Here is an 18,106-nt window from a genome sequence, read left to right on the forward strand (position 1 = left end):
CCGTGTGGTGTCCGAGCGCCTGACTCTGTCTCGGGTTTACCCTGAGCCGCGGGGAGGGGGAGGCTATGCTGGCCAGCAACGTTTTCGCGAAGGTGCTCGCATGTTCCTGACCGTACAGGGGCAAGGGGTGGTGGGTGCTCTCGGGAGAGGCTCCGAAGGGGCGGGTGCTCTACCTCAAACAGTGGGAGAAGGACGGTGTCCTCTACGGCTTCGAGTGGAGCCATCCCAAGGGCGCGAAGAGCTGGCAGGACGCCACGGGTGCCATCGCACGCAGCTTCAAGCTTCCCTGACGAAGCCAGGGAGCGGCACGGTGAACGCAAGCTGCAGGTGCGTGCCCGCGAGCTCGGGGCGCACGGAGGCTCGGATCTGGACTCCCCGTTCGCCTCTGCCCGTGGACACCACCTGTGCGTGAAGCTGGCAGTCCTTCTTCGAGCCGGTGGGAAGGAAGACCTCGGCGGCCCGGGAGAAGGCAGCGGCGATCGCGTCGGGGTTGGCTCCCGATGGCAGGCGTTCGGTGAGCTCCTGCGCGAGCCTGACGATGCGGCCCGTGAGGAGCTGTGCCGGCAGCGGGGTGGCATCACGGCCGCCATACACAGTGGGCGCCGCGGCCAGCAGCACGGCGTTCGAGTCCCACCATCCGCCTACACCGAGAAGTCCCTGCGCCGCCAGCCGCTCCTGTTCGCGCAGGGCGAGCCCCACCTCGGTGGCGATGGTGGAGCCCGCTTGAGGCTTCCACACCGCCGGAGCCCGGGTGCCACTGCCGGGTCCCACGAGGCGCCCGAAGGTTCGCGTGTCGCGGAAGCTGGCGGCCAGCAGGGCGGCCACGGCGAGGGCTGGGCTGGTGAAGCACTGGCGGCGGATGCTCCCGTGCTGTTCGGCCATCATCACCACGGGATTCAGGGCCGCGCACAGCCAGCGAGAGACTTCATCGGCTCGCAGCCGGTTCCAGGCCTCAGGTGAGCGGGCCTCCTGGGGGACTGCTACGACCATGGGCAGCGAGGCCTGTTCGCCCAGGGAGGCAAGCGGGTGCAGGGCATCGAAGTCCGAGATCTCGTCGAGGATGAAGCACGCGTCGGGGCGCTGGAGGGGAGGACCGTCGAGGACCTGCGAGAGTGCATCCACGAGCGATGAGGGCTCGACGTCGAGCACTTCGAGTTCCAGGCCACCGGACGCGGGGCAGTGTTCCCACAGCCAGCGCAGGCCGCGCCAGGAGGACTCCAGGCGCGCGACGAGGGGATGCTGGAGCAGGTCGCGAGCGGTGGCGAACAGGGCCTCCTCGAGTACGACTAGCGCGGCGCGGCGTGCGTCCTCGGAGGAGAGTGAGCCCTGGGCGGCCTGGGCCATGGCGGCGGAGAGGCGGCCCGGGCCCATCGTGGCCTTGAGCTGCGCGGCATCCTCGGGGCTGAGCGTGCCCGAGCCGGACAGCGCCGCCAGGGCGGTGCGAAGGAGGCGCAGGTCCGGAGTCGAGTCGATGACCGCCGAGAGTTGGAACGAGTGAAGGCCGTCGAAGGAGACCTCATAGGCGTTCACATCGCTGGAGCCGATGCGGTCCTGAACAGTGATGCGCAAGCCGTTGGCCGAGCGGGTGAGATGCTCGGTGAAGGACGCCTCGGTGACGGGGAACCGCTGCCCCGAGGGCGAGGGACTGAATGCTCCCGCGATGAGCCAGCGCACGCGCGGGCCGGGTGGAGGGGTGGCGTCCATGGGCTCCCTTCACCCTAACCTGATCCGGGCCAGGGCGGGCGATGGAGTCCTCACGGGAGCCGTGGACGATTCGATGAGCCGTTTGTGTATGGCTGGGACTCTAAGGGGGAGTGTGTCTGCCAATGTCTTGGAGTCATTCCATGACAGATGGCTGGGAGTCCGTTCCCCGTGTTCCGAAGCCGAGCCCGTGAGGCAAGCGCTGTCAGATATTCAACCGGTTTGACGCATGGAGCCATGTGCAACTCTGGCGCCACGCAGGCAAGCGCTGTCACAGGACTGCTCTGTTTTGACGCATGGAGCCATCCCTGGAGGCCGTTCCGAGTCGTGCGAACTCTCTATCAGTCGTGCTCTTACGTCAGGGTGGTAATTCCTGAACCGAGATCATGAATGCGTTTTCATAAAACCCCTTTACTCTCCGAATAAGTAGCTTTACAGTAGGTCCCGGAAAATGCCGAGTGGTCTCTTCCTATTGATGGAATGACCGGGACCACAGCGTTTCGACGCATCCGGTCAAGGCATTGCACCCTGCGCGTCTGTCTTCAAACGCGCGGTTTCACCGCTGCACTGCGTCAGCTGCGCCCCATCCCTCGAGCATTCTCTGGATGAACACACGCCGAGAAGGAAGGTGAAGAAACGCCATGATCAATAAATCTGTTGGAGCCGCCGTCATGATGTTGGTGGGCTTCCTGTGGGCGGGAGAAAGCCTCGCGGCGCCCGCTTCGGGAGCCCAGAGTTCGGGGGCCAATTCGGCCCTCTTCTATATCAACAGCACCTCCTGGGCAGACATCCACTACAAGATCAACAACGGAGGCCAGGTCAACGTCCGGATGACGCAGACTGGCACCCAGAACCAATACACGGTGACGGGCCTGGCCACGGGCAACGTCGTCACCTACAACTTCACGTATTGGGACGCCGCATGTAACTGCGCCTACGACTCCGCCACGGCCACCTATACCCATGGCGCCACGGCGCCTCCTGATGCAGGCACGGGCACGGATGCAGGCACGGGCACGGATGCAGGCACGGGCACGGATGCAGGCACGGGCACGGATGCAGGCACGGGCACGGATGCAGGCACGGGCACTCCCGGGGACGGTGGCACCGGCACGGCTGTTCCGCTGTTCAACAACACCACGGCGCTGGAGGCGCCCCTGGTGGAGAACACCTCCGCGGCGATCATCACGCACGTGGGCGAGCGCGTGCGCGACCGCCACGCGCGCGAGTCGCAGTTCCAGGCGTACGATCACTTCCTGGGCAAGTACTTCGTCAACCGCACCTTCTACGTCGACATCATCGACCAGGTGGCCAAGGGCGGTAACACGATTACCGTCAACATGCACACCGTCTATCCTCATGACGGCACGAACTTCCGGGCGTTCTTCCGGGGCATCAACACCGTGGCGGAGTACTTCCACAACGGCACGTTCACCCGCGTGGACGACTACAACTACACCGCCAGCGTCAACTACAACGCCAAGGAGGGCAGGGCGATCAAGGTTGGCGATCGCATGGAGATCGAGATCGGTGTCTTCCTGAAGCAGCCGGTGGATGGCCGCTTCAACTACTACTCCGGCGCCTGGCTCTACATCGTGGGCCAGGGCGGCATCGTGCCCTTCGAGGGCGTGGGCTCGCTGCTGGACTCCTACCCGCTGCCGGAGACGGCGTGGGCGGGTGGCCGGACGACGCAGAACTACCCGTACTCGAACGAGCCGTCGCAGCGCTTCATGCAGATGGCGCTGAACCTGGCGCCCGTCAACACGCAGGCGTTCGTCGAGGGCCGCCGCATCCACCACACCGACTTCGGTGATGGTTCGCACTCCGAGTCGGACAACCCGGTGTTCAGCGAGCAGGCGAACAAGCTGGGCAACAGCTACATCGCTCGCTCCTGTGTGGCCTGCCACGTGAACAACGGCCGAGGCCTGCCCCCGGCCACCAACACCACGCTGACCAACGTCGTGGTCAAGGTGGGCAAGGTCAACGGCACCACGAACGCGCCGGATCCGCAGCTGGGCTCCAAGCTGCAGCCGCGCGCCGTGAGCGGCACCCCCGAGGCGGATGTGAAGATCACCTCGTGGACGACGACCAACGGCACCTTCTCGGATGGCACGGCCTACCAGCTGCGCAAGCCCGTCTATGGCTTCACCAACGTCGTCCCCACCAACTACTCGGCGCGCATCACGCCGCAGCTCGTGGGCCTGGGTTTGCTGGAATCCGTTCCCGAGAGCTCCATCTTCGCCCTGGCGGATCCCAATGACACGAACGGAGACGGCATCTCCGGCCGCATGAGCACCGTGGTGGATCCCCAGACGGGCCAGACCCGCCTGGGCCGCTTCGGCTGGAAGGCGAGCCAGGCGCGGGTGCGCCACCAGGTGGCGGATGCCTTCAACGGCGACATGGGTGTCACGACGTCGGTGTACAAGTCGCTGGACTGCGGCTCGTCCCAGCAGGGCTGCACGGGCACCAGCACGGAGCTGAGCGACTCCGACCTGGACAAGCTCGTCCGCTACATCTCGCTGCTGGGCGTCAACGCCCGGCGCAGCCTCAACGACACGACGGTGCAGCGCGGAGAGACGCTCTTCAACAGCGCGGGGTGCGCGAAGTGCCACGCCGCGACGCTGACCACGAGCCCCTACCACCCGAACTCGGAGCTGCGCAGCCAGACGATCCACCCGTACACGGACCTGTTGCTGCACGACATGGGCACGGGCCTGGCGGACAACCTGCCGGAGGGCACGGCGTCGGGTGCCGAGTGGCGCACCGCTCCGCTGTGGAGCATCGGCCTGACGGCGGGCATCAGCGGCGGTGAGGCCTACCTGCACGACGGCCGCGCTCGCAACCTCTCCGAGGCCATCCTCTGGCACGGCGGTGAAGCCGCGGCTGCCCAGCAGTCCTTCGTGAGGATGTCCGCCTCGGACCGGGATGCGCTGATCAAGTTCGTCCAGTCCCTGTAAGCAACGAACATCGCTGAAGCAGTACCCGGGGGACCGCGTTCACACGCGGTCCCCTTTCGTTCATGAGTGGTCTCGCCACACCTCCCGTCGAAAAAAGAGGAACCCGATATGAAGTTGTTGAAGAACACGCTGGGAAGAGTCGCTGCCGTTTCGCTCTCCATGGGGATGCTCGCCGGGACGAGTGCCTGGGCGGGGCCCACCGCGCAGGTGGTCTGGACCTCCGAGAAGAACCCGGGGGATGGCGCCTGGTTCAACGGGCCGATCTCGTTTCCCTATGCGCTGAGCCAGCAGGCCTCGGCCACCTTCACCAACCCCACGAGCACGTCAGCTACGACGATCAGCGTGGACCCCACGGCGCAATACCAGACCATCCTGGGTATCGGCACGTCGCTCGAGGAGTCCACGGTCTTCAACCTCGCCCGGATGTCCGCGGCCAAGAGGACGGAGGTGCTCAAGAAGTTGCTGGATCCGGCGACGGGCTCGGGCATGAACTTCCTGCGCATCACCCTAGGCACGTCCGACTTCACCGGCCGGACGTTCTATACCTACGACGACAGGCCGTATGGGCAGACGGACACGAGCCTGACGTACTTCTCCATCCAGAAGGATATTGATTACAAGATCGTCTCCACGCTCAAGGAGGCGCTGGCGGTCAATCCCAACCTGAAGATCTTCGCCAGCCCCTGGAGTCCTCCCGCCTGGATGAAGGACAACCAGAGCCTCATCGGCGGCAAGCTGCTCACCCAGTACATCCCCGTCCTGGCCACGTACTATCGCAAGGCCCTCCAGGCGTATCAGGCGCAAGGCATCCCCATCTACGCGCTCACCGTGCAGAACGAGCCGCTGTACACCGCGCCCGACTATCCCAGCACCAGCATCACCTCGGACCAGGAGCGCCAGCTCATCATCGCCGTGCGCAATGAGCTGAACGCCAATGGCCTGAGCGGGGTGAAGATCTGGGCTTTTGATCACAACTTCGACTCGGCCGCTTCCTACGTGGCTCCCGTCATGAGCGACGCCACCGCGAACGCGGCGGTGGATGGCATTGCCTTTCACGACTATGCCGGCGACCCGAGCGCCATGACCACGGTTCACAACTCCTACCCCAGCAAGAACATGCTGATGACGGAGCGCTCCTGGTGGGGCACTGCGGGTGCGGACCGGATGGCGCAGTACTTCCGCAACTGGTCCGTCAGCTACAACGCCTGGGTGACGATGCTCGACAGCACCATCAAGCCCGAGCAGTGGACCGGTACTCCGGGGCCCACCATGCTCATCCAGAATGCGTATACCTATGACACGTACTGGGCGCTCCCCGAGGTCTACCTCATCGGCCAGTATTCCAAGTACGTGCAGGCGGGAGCCAAGCGCATCTCCAGCAGCTATGGCTCGAGCACCACCGTGACGAACGTGTCGTTCCTCAACCCGGACAACACCATCGCCTCCGTCATCATCAACCAGACGGGCTCGAACCAGACGTTCAAGCTCGTCTCGGAAGGGCAGGAGCTCCTCGCCACGATTCCCGCCAAGACGGTGGGCACGTACAAGTGGACGCGTCAGAGCACCGGCACACCCACCAACCTGCTCGCCAACCCGAGCTTCGAGACTGGCTCCGCGTCGAGCTGGGCCAGTGAGTGGCACAACGCCGCGGTCGCCTACAAGGTGGACACGGACTATCCGTACCTTGGCTCGTACAAGCTCACCCTCTTCGAGGTGGGGGCCTACCAGCAACTGCTCGGGCAGTCCCTGAGCGTGTCCAATGGCACGTACACCGCCAGCGTGTACGTGCGCTCCGGTGGCGGGCAGAACGTGCTGCGCCTGTATGCGAAGAACTACGGCGGGGCGGAGAAGACCGCCGAGATCGGCTCGGGCGTCGTCACCAACTACACCAAGTACACGATCTCCGGCATCCAGGTGACCAACGGCACCATCGAGATCGGTATCTGGGCGGACGCCAATGCGAACAACTGGGCCGCGTTCGACAACTTCGAGCTGGTGAAGAACTAGCGATCCAGGCTGTCCCGCTGTCGCAGTGAAGCGCGGTCAGCGGGCAGTGGTTCAGTACCACTGCTCCTGACCCGCCACCCAGGTCGCCAGGACCGAGAGCTCCGGGGTGAGCAGCGTGAGGTCCGCGCGATAGCCCGGCGCCAACCGGCCCAGCTGGGCCTCCAGCCCGAGATAGGTGGCGGGGTAGAGCGATGCCATGCGCAGGCTCTCCTCCACGCTCAGGCCGAGCAGGCGGATGCAGTTGCGCACCGCCGTCACCATGTCGAGATCGCTCCCCGCCAGGGTTCCGTTCTCGGTCACCAGCTTCCCGTTGCCGCGCAGGATCTTCCGGCCGTAGAGCATGAACGAGGTGTCGTCCGAGCCCACCGGTGGCATGGCATCCGTGACCAGGATCACCTTGCCGGTTGGCTTGACCTTCAAGAGCAGGCGCATCAGCGCCGGGTGGACATGGACGCCGTCGGCGATGATGCTGCACCACGCCTCGTCACTGCTGAAGGCGGCCACGACGGGACCCGGCTGGCGGTTCTGCACCGGCGGCATGGCGTTGAACAGGTGGGTGAAGCCTCGGACTCCCGCGGCCACGGCCTCGTTCGTCCGCTCGAACGTTGCCGCCGTATGCCCCGCCGAGACCACCACGCCCGCCGCGGCAAGGCGACCGATCGAGGCGTCGTCCACGCGCTCCGGCGCCACCGTCATCAACAGGCGCCCTCCCTTGCTGACGATGCGCTTCGACAGCGCCGTCAGGTACTCGATGTCGTGGGACTCGGGCGCGCGGATGAAGCGAGGCTCGTGCACGCCTGGACGCTCACTGCTCAGGAACGGGCCTTCCAGGTGGAGACCCAGGATGCCGCTGGCAGGCCGGGCCATCAGCTCCACCACGGCGTCGCAGGCCCTGCGCATCTGGCTCTGCTCATCGGTGATGAAGGTGGGCAACAGCCCCGTCGTTCCCGTGCGCCTCAGCGCCGCCGCGATGGCCAGCGCTCCCTCGGGGGTAGGCGTCTCGTTGAACAGCACGCCCCCGGCGCCGTTGACCTGCGCGTCGATGAAGCCCGGTGCCAGCAGCGCGCCTTCGGGCAACCGGACGGTCTGGGCATCAGTGGGCACATTCGACGTGGGCACCACGCCGACGATGCGTTCCCCTTCGAGAACGAGTCCATGCCCTTCGAGGATGCGCTCGCCTGTGAAGAGGCGCGCGCCCATCAAGACCCGTTTCATCACACAGTCTCCGTCACCTTCCGGAGGTGCGCGGGGGCGTCGGGATTGAGCTTGCGCGCCGCCGCCAGCCGATGCACCGCCATGTAGAAGCTCTGGACCTGGCACAGGGGCGCGATCGCGCTCGGCACATGGGGCACCGTCGGCAGCGGCTCGCTGCCGGGCACAGGGAGCACCGAGCGGACATTCGCCCCCAATTCCACCAACTGGCGCACGACGTGGCGCGTGCTCTCGGCCGAGCTGTCCTCCTGGCCCAGTGCGAGGATGGGGAATCCGGGGCCGACCAGGGCCAGCGGGCCGTGGAGCACCTCGGCTGTGCTGAAGGCCTCGGCGTGCAGCCGGCTGGTCTCCTTGAACTTCAGGGCCATCTCCAACGCGGCCCCGAGGCCTACGCCGCGCCCGAGCACGAACAAATTGTGGGCCTCGGCGAGCGGCGCGAGCGCCGGCCACCAGTCGAGTTCACGCGCGGCGTCCAGCGCCTCCGGCAACCGGGACACCGCGTCGCGCAGGCCCTCGTCGCCCGACCAGTGCGCCACCAACTGCAGGAACGAGAGGCCGGAAGCCAGATAGGACTTCGTGGCGGCGACGCTCTTCTCCGGGCCCGCGCACAGGGGCATGCCGATGTCACACAGCTCGTACAGCGGAGACTGCACGCTGTTGATGAAGCCGACGACCAGTGCGCCACCCTTGCGAGCCTGCTCCGTCAGCCGCAGGAGATCGGGGCTGCGGCCCGACTGGGAGATGGCGATGAAGAGCGAGTCCTTCAGGTTGAGGCCCTGGGTGTTGTAGACCGACGCCACGCTCGGTCCCATGGAGGCGACCGCGCACCCCAGCGTCGTCTCGATCAGGTACTTGCCGTAGTGGGCCGCATGATCGGAGCTGCCGCGGGCACAGGTGACGACGAAGCGCGGGGGCCTTCGGCGCAGGCGTTCACCGAGCTCGGCGAAGGATCCGCCGACATCCCGGATCTGCATGCGAGCCGCTTCCGCTGCCTGCATGGCCTCGTGCGCCATGGCAGGGGAGGGCACAGTGCCAACGTTCATGATCCCACCTCATGCGGCTTGTTGCCGCCAGCCATGTTCAGCTCCACCACGAAGTCGTAGGCGTCCCCTCGGTACTGGGAGCGAACGAACTCCAGGGGAGTGCCGTCCTCGAGCAGGGTCCGACGCTCGATGTAGAGCGCCGCTGCGCCTTCGACCATGTCGAGCTGCTCGGCCTGCTCGGCCGGCAACTTGATCGCCGTCAGACGCTGCAGGGCGCGGAAGGGGTTGAAGCCCCGGCGCCGCAGCACCTCATAAAGGGAGCCCTCCACCTCGGTGGGATCGGGCAGGAAGCGGGTGGGGACCACCGCCAGCTCCAGCGCCATGGGGACGCTATTCGCCGTGCGCAGACGCTGCAGCCGGCTGACGAGGACGCCAGGGCTGAGGCCCAGGGCCAGCGTCTCCTCGGGCGTGGCGACCGTCACCTTGCGGTACAGCCACGTCGAGCCCGCGGTCATTCCGCGCGCGCTCATGTCCTCGGAGAAGCTCGTCAACGTGGACAAGCGCTGCTCCACATAGGGGTTGCGATTCACGAAGGTGCCGGCACCCTGGCGCTGGAGCAGCAGCCCCTCGTCCAGGAGCTCTTTCAGCGCCTTGCGCACGGTGACCCGAGAGACGTCCAGGCGCTCCGCCAACTCGCGCTCGCTGGGCAGAGCGTCCTGATGGCCGAACGTGCCACCGACGATCATGCTCTTCAGGTATCGCGCCAGCTGGAGGTAGAGCGGCAACGGTAGGGCGCTCGAAAGGGCCCCCCTGTCGAGCGCTTCTGCTCCGCTCACGTGGGTAGACATGGCTCCGGGTTCCTCAGCGTGGAGTACGACCACTATGATACCAATCTAGTGCCATGACGCAACACTAAATAATCATCCCTGGGTGGTATTTCGAGATCTAATATCATGAAATTACTGGGTTATTTTTAGGTGCTCAGGAATACCCCGAACTCCGCGATCCACTCTTGCCAATTTTCCATTGAAAGCAGGTGACATACTGGTATCTTGCGCCAGACCAATTTAATACCAGTGGTCGAGGTGAGAGTTCATGGCAAAGGACACGGAGGAGGCGGCCCAGCGGTTCCAGGGGTTGGACACCTGGCGCACGTCGGAGCTCCTCGAAGCGCTGTGGAGCAGCCAGTCGCGCGCGGCGGCGGCCTGCCTCTCGGCGTTGCCAGTGCTCGGGAAGGGCGTGGACGCAGCGGCCGAGCGGCTGTCCTCGGGGCGCGGGCGGCTGGTCTACTCGGGAGCGGGGTCCTCGGGCCTGCTCGCGGCGCTGGATGCCTGTGAGCTCGGGCCTACCTTTGGATGGCCCACCTCCCGCCTCTCCATCCTGCTGGCCGGTGGGCTCGATCTGGCGCGCGGAATCGACGGCGGTGCCGAGGACGATGAGGGTGCGGGCCGTTCCCGGATTCGCGACCTCCGGCCCGGCCCCGAGGATGTGGTCGTGGGCGTCTCCGCGAGCGGGAACAGCGTGTTCACGGTGGGGATCGTGGATGAGGCCCGGCGTCACGGTGCCTTGACCCTGGCCATCTCCAGTCTGGCGGACGCTCCGCTCGTCCGGGCCGCTGAGTATGGGGTGGTCGTTCCCACGGGCGCGGAGGTGCTCGCAGGCTCCACCCGGCTCGGAGCAGGGACGGCTCAGAAGGTGATGCTCAACCTGTTCTCGACGGCCGTGATGGTCCGCCTGGGGCTCGTCTTCGACAACCTGATGTGCAACGTGCAGCCCGAGAACGCGAAGCTGCGGCAGCGCTGCGCCAGCATCATCTCTCGCATCGCCGGGGTCGGAGAGGATGCAGCCGCGAAGGCGCTCGATCGCTATGGCGACATCAAGCGCGCCGTCCTGGGGCTCGCGGGGCTCTCCGAGAACGAAGTGGATGCCACTCTGACCCGCGCTGGAGGTAATCTGCGCGTCGCTCTCTCGACTCTCGCGCCCCGGGGGGACCGCGGTCCATGTCCACGCTGAACCTCATCTCACCTCTCGCTGGCTGGGCCACGCGCCTGGAAGAAGTTCCCGATCCCGCCTTCGCGCAGCGCATGGTGGGAGATGGTGTCGCGGTGGATCCGACTTCCGCCGAGCTGCGGGCTCCCTGTGATGGCGTCGTCGTCTCCGTGCATGCCTCCCGTCACGCGTGCACGCTGCGCGCGTCCACGGGCGCGGAGATCCTGCTCCACATCGGTATCGACACGGTGAACCTGCGGGGCGAGGGCTTCATGGTGCGGGTCAGCGAGGGCCAGCGCGTGCGCGCCGGCGAGCCGCTGATTGCGTTCGACATGGAACTCCTGGCCCGCAAGGCGCGCAGCCTCGTGACCGCCATGGTGGTGGTCAATGGCGAGACCCATACCGTCACCAGCCGCGTGCAGGACCGCGCGGTGTCGGTGGGAGAGCCGCTGCTGGCGGTTGCGGGATCCGCTGGTGCGACCCAGGAGGCGGTGAGCGAGGAGAAGGCGGAGCGGCGGATTCGCCTGCTGATTCAGCATGGCATGCATGCCCGGCCTGCCGCGGCCTTCTCGAGACACGCCAGGTTGCACGCGGGGACCGTGACCCTGAGCAACAAGGAGCGCACCGCCAACGGCAAGAGCGTCGTGGCGCTCATGGGGCTCGGAGCCCGTCACGGCGATACGCTGCTCATCTCCGTGCAGGGCGATCAGGCCGAGCGGGTGGCCCAGGAACTGGCGGACCTCGTGGCCGGCGGGTTGGGAGATCCCGTTCATCCGATCGCCGAGCCCACGGCTGCTCCCACCGCCGAGGGCGCCTCGGCCTCCGCTGCTCCCGCGCAGCTCTTTACTCCCGAGCAGGAGGTTCTCCTCAAGGGCACCATTGCGGCGCCGGGCGTAGGCGTCGGGTATGCCGTCAGGGTTCTCGATGAGTCGTCCGAGCTTCCCGTGGATGGCCGTGGCGTCTCGGAGGAGAAGCAGCAGCTCGTGGATGCGCTCGCCCGCGTGGGCCGGGAGCTCGAGGCTCTGATTGCGAAGGGTGGAGCGGGGGAGTCGTCGCGTACGGAGATCTTCCGCGCCCACCTCTCCCTGCTCGATGACCCGGAGCTCACCGAGGCGGCCTACCGGGAGGTGGCCGAGGGCCGCAGCGCCGCGTGGGCGTGGCACAAGGCGGTGGAGCAGCACGCCCGCGTCCTTCACGAGCTGGACGATCCCCTCCTGGCGGAGCGCGTCGGGGACCTGCGCGACATCGAGCGCCGCGTCATCGGCCAGCTGACCGGGAAGGGCTCTTCGCGCGTGCCGGCCCAGTTGCCGAAGGACGCGATCCTGGTTGCCGACGAGCTGCTGCCCTCTGAGCTGGCCGTAATTCCCCCGGGTCAGCTCAGCGGCATCTGCATGGCGCGCGGCGGTCCTACCTCGCATGCCGCCATCCTCGCTGCGGGCATGGGCATCCCGGCGGTGGTGGCCATGGGCGCGTCGGCCCTCCAGGTGCCCAATGGGGCGCCGCTCATCGTCGATGGCAATCGCGGAGAGGTTCACGTCTTCCCGCCCGCGGAGGTCCGCGAAGCCACCCGTCGGGCCGTCGCCGCTCGCCAAGAGGCCAACCTGGCGAGCGCCCACGAGGAGTGCCACACGGCGGATGGTGTCCGCATCGAGGTGTTCGCCAACCTCGGACGCCCCGGTGACGCGTCCACGGCCGTCTCGAAGGGGGCCGAGGGCTGTGGCCTGCTGCGCACCGAGTTCCTGTTCCTGGAGCGCGTCACCGCTCCCAGCGAGGCCGAGCAGCAGGCTCAGTACCAGGAGATTGCCGACGCCCTGCGCGGTCGGCCGTTCGTCATCCGCACGATCGATGTCGGCGGCGACAAGCCCCTGGCCTACCTGCCGCTCCCTCATGAGGAGAACCCGGTCCTCGGACTCCGAGGCGTGCGGATCGCGCAGCAGCATCCGGAGATCCTTCGGACACAGCTCCGAGCCATCCTGCGAGTGAAGCAGGCCGGCGGCTGCCGCATCCTCGTGCCCATGATCACCTCGGTGTCCGAGCTGCGCATGGTGCGCGCCATGATCGAGGCGGAGCGCCAGGCGCTGGGCGTCACCGGGCCTGTGGCGCTGGGGGCCATGATCGAGGTGCCGGTCGCTGCCGTTCAGGCCGATCGGCTCGCCGCGGAGGCGGACTTCCTCTCCATCGGCACCAACGATCTCACGCAGTACGCGCTGGCGATGGATCGCGGCAATCCGTACGTGGCGGCGAAGCTCGACAGCCTGCACCCGGGCGTTCTGCGCCTGGTGGCTCAGACGGTGGCGGGAGCGCGCAAGCATGGGCGCCCGGTGGCGGTGTGCGGAGGCATCGCCTCGGAGCCTCTCGCGGCCCCGCTGCTCATCGGGCTGGGCGTCACGGAGCTGTCCGGCACGCCCGCCGTCGTCCCCGACCTCAAGGCCTTCATCCGCACGCTGAACTTCCCTCAGTGTGAGGACGTGGCTCGGAAGGCGTTGGATCTCGAAAGTGGAGAAGCAGTTCGTGCTCTCGTGAAGAGCATCTGGCCCGCCCTGTAAGGGGCGCTTGTCCCGCAGCAACGGAGGCACCCAGACATGGTGAACAACCGGTTTGCAGGTTTGCAGAAGCTCGGGCGCGCGTTGATGCTGCCCATCGCAGTTTTGCCAGTCGCAGGACTTCTGCTCCGGCTCGGGCAGCCAGACCTGCTAGACATTCCCTTCGTGGCGGCCGCGGGTGACGCCATCTTCTCCAACCTCGGCCTGCTCTTCGCCATCGGCGTGGCGGTGGGCTTCGCGAAGGAGAACCACGGCGCCGCCGGACTCGCGGGAGCCATCGGCTTCTTCATCACCATCAAGGGCGCCGAGGCTCTCATCCAGGTCCCGCCCGAGGTGATCAAGGACCTGGCGGGCCCCGCCAAGGACCTGGCGGTCTCCGCCTTCAAGGCGCGGCTCGTGTCGAAGATCGGCATGCCGGCCGGCATCCTGTCCGGCCTGCTCGCGGGCGTGCTGTACAACCGCTACAAGGACATCAAGCTGCCGGAGTATCTGGCCTTCTTCGGCGGCCGCAGGTTCGTCCCCATCATCACGGGCTTCGCCTGTCTGGCGCTCGCCCTCGTGTTCGGGTTCGGCTGGCCGGGAGTCGAGGCGGGTCTGGATGCGGTCAGCCGCTCGGTGTTCAGCGCTGGCAAGGCCGGTCTGTTCGTCTACGGCGTCCTCAACCGCCTGCTGATCGTCACGGGCCTCCACCACATCATCAACAACATCGCCTGGTTCATCCTGGGCGACTACAACGGCGTGACGGGAGACCTGAAGCGCTTCTTCGCCGGGGACCCGTCGGCCGGCGCCATGATGGCGGGCTACTTCCCGGTCATGATGTTCGGCCTGCCGGCGGCCTGTCTGGCCATGTATCACGCGGCCCCCAAGGAGAAGCGCGCGAAGGTGGGCGGTGTGCTCCTCTCCATGGCGCTGACCTCCGCGCTCACGGGTGTCACCGAGCCCGTCGAATTCTCGTTCATGTTCCTGGCGCCGCTGCTCTACGGGCTCCATGCCGTGCTGACCGGCCTGTCGCTGGTCATCATGGATGCGCTGAACGTGAAGCTCGGCTTCGGGTTCTCCGCCGGCCTCTTCGACTACGTGCTGAACTACGGCAAGTCGACGAACCCGATCCTGTTGGTTCCCGTGGGTCTGGTCTACTCGGGCATCTATTACGGGGTGTTCCGCTTCGTCATCGCCAAGTTCAATCTGAAGACCCTGGGCCGCGAGGATGAGTCCACCGCGCAGGCCGCCTCCGTCAGCACGGGAGACGGTGTGTCTGTTCCGGCTCCCGCCCTGGCGCGCGGCGCGGCCTACCTGAAGGCTCTGGGAGGTCCATCCAACGTCCAGAACGTGGATGCCTGCACCACCCGCCTGCGCCTGACGGTCGCTGACAACGCGCGTGTGGACGAGGAGACGCTCAAGTCCCTCGGCGCACGAGGTGTCATCCGGCCCTCTGCGGGCAGCGTGCAGGTCATCATCGGGCCCCTCGCCGACCAGATCGCCGGTGAGGTCCAGGAGGCCCTGCGAGGCGCTCCCTCGGCGGCAGCCGGCAGCCAGGAAACATCGTTAGCGCGTGCCATGCTCCAGGCACTCGGGGGGGCTTCCAACGTGCGCGAGGTCGGCACCTGCGTCAGCCGGCTCCGCCTGAGCGTGGCGGACGAGAGCCTTGTCGACGAGGTGGCCCTCAAGAACCTCGGCACGCGAGGCGTGGTCAGACCCGCCAAGAGTTCCGTTCAGATCATCATCGGGCCCACCGCGGAGAAGGTCGCGGATGAGCTCCGCGCGCTGCTGACCTAGTCCTCGTCTCACGACATTCGAACCCAGTCACTCGCCTGGGAAAACGCTCGGGGCCGGGCTTCGTCCGGCCTCCGTCAGGGGGGGATTTTGTCCGCCCTTCGTTGAAAGCGCTTTCGGCAAGGCTTTGGGCTGTGCCTTGCCTGCGCGACCTCACCTCTCAATCAGGAGGAAACATGAAGCGCTTGTTGCTGGCTGTCGCGATGTCCGTATCCGCTGTGGGGTGTTCCGACGACTCACCCAAGCCTCCTGTGGAGAATCCGGATCCGAATCCGGATCCGTCGGAGCTCCCGGCGAAGCTCTCGGTGCAATGGCAGCCCGTTGATCACTCGGTGGGAGGCCCCGCCTTCTTCCGCTCCGAGTTCGTGATCGAGAACCAGGGCCCGCAGGCCCTCGGCAACAGTGGCTGGAAGCTCTACTTCAACTTCGCCCGCCGCATCCTGAAGGAGGGCGAGGGCGATCAGACGGGGACCCAGGGGCTCAAGGCGCAGGGGATCCAGATCTCCAAGGCAGGCAAGGCCAAGAGCGGTGACTACTTCGTCCTCGAGCCGCTGCCCGAGTTCCAGCCGCTGGCCGCGGGACAGAAGCGCACGCTCTCCGTGCTGGCCGAGAACTGGGCCATCCTGAAGGCAGACGCTCCGGCCGGCTTCCACATCGTGTTCGAGGGCGGCCTGTTCAAGAGTGACCTCTCGTACGCGGTGCCCTCGACGGTGAAGCTCGAGGCGTCCGACCCGAAGCAGACCACGCGCTTCGAGGGAGACGTGACGCCCGTCCAGACTCCGGCTCTGCGCTACGGCGAGAACCCGGCAGCGCAGCAGGTGGAGCTTGCGGCGACGCTCCTTCCGAGTCCGCGCAAGGTCGAGGTGGGCTCGGGCTCGCTGACGCTCAAGTCGCAGGTGGTGATCAGCCGCCCGCCGGAGCTGACGAGCGAGGCTGCCTATCTGAAGTCCGCGCTGGAGGACGTGCTGTCGGCGACCGTCTCGACGCAGGCGGCGGGAGGCGGGACCCCGGGGACCATCGAGCTGAGCCTCGATCCCACGCTCGACATCGACGGGGACGAGCACCCTGACGCGGAGGGCTACACCCTCGAGGTGAAGAACAGCCAGGTGACGATCAAGGGCAAGGATGCGGCGGGAGTCTTCTACGGCATCCAGACCCTGCGTCAGTTGGTGCCCGTGGCGGCGTACACGGCCGCGGCGAACGCCAGCAACCGCCCCACGGAGGTGACGCTGCCCCAGGTGGCCATCTCGGACATGCCCGGCTTCGTCTATCGCGGCATGCACCTGGACGTGGGCCGCCACTTCCAGACCAAGGAGACGGTCAAGAAGCTGCTCGACGTGCTGGCGCACTTCAAGATCAACAAGTTCCACTTCCACCTCACGGATGACGAGGGCTGGCGCATCGAAACCCCTGGCATCCCCGAGCTCACCAGCTTCGGCTCGAAGCGCGGGTACGAAGCGGCCGAGACCGAGATGCTGCAACCGTCCCTGGGGTCCGCCAACGATCTGGCGACAGGGGACGGCATCGACCGCAAGCCGGCCACGCCGACGAAGGCCAACCGCGAGGTCGCTCCGGCCTATCAGGGCTTCGAGACGGCGACGCTCAACTTCGTGGGGAAGGGCAGCGGTTACTACACCACGAAGGACTTCGAGGAGATCCTCGCGTACGCGACGGAGCGTCACATCGACGTCATCCCCGAGATTGACGTACCGGGCCACGCGCGGGCCGCCGTGCAGGCCATGGAGTACCGCTACCGCAAGCTGAAGGACTCGGATCCCACGAAGGCCGCCGAGTTCCGCGTGCTCGATCCGAATGACACGTCCGCGCACACGAGCGTCCAGGGCTACACGGACAACTTCGTGAACCCGTGCATGGAGAGCACGTACGCCTTCCTCACGAAGGTGGTCGCCGAGCTCAAGGCTCGCTACGACGCGGTGCCGGGCGCCCGGCTGGTGGCCATCCATGGCGGTGGAGACGAGCTGCCCAGCCTGAGCGCGAACGTGTGGTGGCAGAACTCGCCGCTGTGCAAGTCGAACCCCGCGACGCAGTCGCTGAACGACACCCAGATCGCCGAGTACTTCTTCACCCGCTGGCACCAGATCATCACCGCGACGGGCGCGGACATGACGGGCTGGGACGACATCATCCACAGCGGCCTGAAGCTGAATGGCTTCATCCCCATGCCGTGGAGCAATGTCTGGGGTTGGGGCCGCGAGGACGACGCCTATAAGTACGCCAACCAGGGCTCTCGCGTGATCCTCTCCCACGCGACGAACCTCTACATGGACCTGGCCTACAACAAGGATCCGGACGAGCCCGGGTACTACTGGGCCAACTTCGTCGACGACAAGAAGACCTTTGAGTACCGGCCCTTCGACATCTTCGCCAACGGCACCGAGAGCCGCATGGGCGACCCGATTCCCGCCTCCACCTGGGACAGCAAGGAGCACCTGACCGCCGAGGGCAAGAAGAACATCCTGGGCATGCACGGGCTGCTCTGGAGCGAGAACGTCAAGACGCCCGAGATCCTCGAGTACCTCGCCTTCCCGAAGGTGCTCGGCGTGGCGGAGCGCGCGTGGAACCCGGAGCTGCCGCCGGTGAGCGAGATGCCCGCGCTGTGGGCGCGTTACACGAACGGCCTGGGGCAGTACGTGCTGCCGCGGCTGGGGGCCTACCGTCCGGTGGACCTGCGCAACGAGCTCCCGGAGATCGTGGGCGTGAACTACCGCATCCCTCTGCCGGGAGCGAAGATCGTGAGCGGGAAGCTCGAAGCGAACGTGCGCTTCCCCGGGCTCGCCATCGAGTACTCGGTCGACGGTGGAGCGAGCTGGACGCGCTACTCCGCACCCGTGGCGGCCGCGGGCAAGGTCCTGCTCAGGACCCGCTCGGCGGATGGACGCAGCAGCCGGATCGTCGAACTCCAATAACCCAGGTGTCCGCC

Annotated in this window: 11 protein-coding genes; 7 read left to right on the plus strand and 4 right to left on the minus strand. The window is 66.6% G+C overall.

What is annotated here, in order from left to right:
* Positions 1-134 precede the first annotated feature (134 nt).
* On the plus strand, positions 135-290 hold the full coding sequence (locus KY501_RS01790) for a hypothetical protein (RefSeq protein ID WP_224360599.1): 156 nt from the start codon (positions 135-137) through the stop codon (positions 288-290).
* On the opposite strand, the gene KY501_RS01795 is transcribed toward KY501_RS01790, so the two are convergent.
* Positions 277-1,704, minus strand: a complete 1,428-nt coding sequence (locus KY501_RS01795) for a type VI secretion system contractile sheath large subunit (RefSeq protein ID WP_224360601.1) — start codon at positions 1,702-1,704, stop codon at positions 277-279. The genes KY501_RS01790 and KY501_RS01795 overlap by 14 nt on opposite strands.
* Positions 1,705-2,342: 638 nt before the next feature.
* Between KY501_RS01795 and KY501_RS01800 the strand changes: the two genes are divergently transcribed.
* Together KY501_RS01800 and KY501_RS01805 are read left to right on the plus strand one after the other, a co-directional pair.
* Entirely contained in the window at positions 2,343-4,658 is a 2,316-nt protein-coding gene (locus KY501_RS01800; protein ID WP_224360603.1) for a di-heme oxidoreductase family protein, read from the plus strand.
* Positions 4,659-4,766: 108 nt separating this feature from the next.
* On the plus strand, positions 4,767-6,665 hold the full coding sequence (locus KY501_RS01805; protein ID WP_224360605.1) for a glycoside hydrolase family 30 protein: 1,899 nt from the start codon (positions 4,767-4,769) through the stop codon (positions 6,663-6,665).
* Positions 6,666-6,716: 51 nt separating this feature from the next.
* Here the strand turns inward: KY501_RS01805 and nagA are convergent, their stop codons facing one another.
* From nagA to KY501_RS01820, 3 genes are read right to left on the minus strand one after another with little or no spacing between them, the layout of a single operon-like run.
* Entirely contained in the window at positions 6,717-7,880 is a 1,164-nt protein-coding gene (gene nagA / locus KY501_RS01810; protein ID WP_224360607.1) for an N-acetylglucosamine-6-phosphate deacetylase, read from the minus strand.
* Positions 7,880-8,920 (minus strand): SIS domain-containing protein, encoded by a 1,041-nt coding sequence (locus KY501_RS01815; RefSeq protein ID WP_224360609.1) that lies wholly within the window; start codon positions 8,918-8,920, stop codon positions 7,880-7,882. Before KY501_RS01815 ends, nagA begins: the two co-directional genes overlap by 1 nt.
* Entirely contained in the window at positions 8,917-9,708 is a 792-nt protein-coding gene (locus KY501_RS01820) for a GntR family transcriptional regulator (protein ID WP_224360611.1), read from the minus strand. Before KY501_RS01820 ends, KY501_RS01815 begins: the two co-directional genes overlap by 4 nt.
* Before the next feature lie 247 nt (positions 9,709-9,955).
* On the opposite strand from KY501_RS01820, the gene KY501_RS01825 reads away from it, so the two are divergent.
* From KY501_RS01825 to KY501_RS01840, 4 genes are all read left to right on the plus strand, one after another.
* Positions 9,956-10,873, plus strand: coding sequence for an N-acetylmuramic acid 6-phosphate etherase (locus KY501_RS01825; protein ID WP_224360613.1), 918 nt, complete (start codon positions 9,956-9,958; stop codon positions 10,871-10,873).
* On the plus strand, positions 10,861-13,395 hold the full coding sequence (ptsP, locus tag KY501_RS01830) for a phosphoenolpyruvate--protein phosphotransferase (RefSeq protein WP_224360615.1): 2,535 nt from the start codon (positions 10,861-10,863) through the stop codon (positions 13,393-13,395). Before KY501_RS01825 ends, ptsP begins: the two co-directional genes overlap by 13 nt.
* 36 nt (positions 13,396-13,431) lie before the next feature.
* Positions 13,432-15,168 (plus strand): N-acetylglucosamine-specific PTS transporter subunit IIBC, encoded by a 1,737-nt coding sequence (gene nagE, locus KY501_RS01835; protein ID WP_224360617.1) that lies wholly within the window; start codon positions 13,432-13,434, stop codon positions 15,166-15,168.
* A gap of 173 nt (positions 15,169-15,341) precedes the next feature.
* Entirely contained in the window at positions 15,342-18,092 is a 2,751-nt protein-coding gene (locus KY501_RS01840) for a family 20 glycosylhydrolase (RefSeq protein WP_224360619.1), read from the plus strand.
* The last annotated feature ends 14 nt before the right edge of the window (positions 18,093-18,106 follow it).

The sequence above is a fragment of the Hyalangium versicolor genome (genome assembly GCF_020103695.1).
In the GTDB taxonomy this organism is placed as follows: domain Bacteria; phylum Myxococcota; class Myxococcia; order Myxococcales; family Myxococcaceae; genus Hyalangium; species Hyalangium versicolor.

Coding starts and splice junctions, on each gene's coding strand:
- nagE (WP_224360617.1), top strand. CDS start 13,432: ATGGTGAACAACCGGTTTGCAGGTTTGCAGAAGCTCGGGCGCGCGTTG.
- nagA (WP_224360607.1), bottom strand. CDS start 7,880: ATGAAACGGGTCTTGATGGGCGCGCGCCTCTTCACAGGCGAGCGCATC.
- KY501_RS01815 (WP_224360609.1), bottom strand. CDS start 8,920: ATGAACGTTGGCACTGTGCCCTCCCCTGCCATGGCGCACGAGGCCATG.
- KY501_RS01840 (WP_224360619.1), top strand. CDS start 15,342: ATGAAGCGCTTGTTGCTGGCTGTCGCGATGTCCGTATCCGCTGTGGGG.
- KY501_RS01800 (WP_224360603.1), top strand. CDS start 2,343: ATGATCAATAAATCTGTTGGAGCCGCCGTCATGATGTTGGTGGGCTTC.
- KY501_RS01820 (WP_224360611.1), bottom strand. CDS start 9,708: ATGTCTACCCACGTGAGCGGAGCAGAAGCGCTCGACAGGGGGGCCCTT.
- KY501_RS01805 (WP_224360605.1), top strand. CDS start 4,767: ATGAAGTTGTTGAAGAACACGCTGGGAAGAGTCGCTGCCGTTTCGCTC.
- KY501_RS01795 (WP_224360601.1), bottom strand. CDS start 1,704: ATGGACGCCACCCCTCCACCCGGCCCGCGCGTGCGCTGGCTCATCGCG.
- KY501_RS01825 (WP_224360613.1), top strand. CDS start 9,956: ATGGCAAAGGACACGGAGGAGGCGGCCCAGCGGTTCCAGGGGTTGGAC.
- ptsP (WP_224360615.1), top strand. CDS start 10,861: ATGTCCACGCTGAACCTCATCTCACCTCTCGCTGGCTGGGCCACGCGC.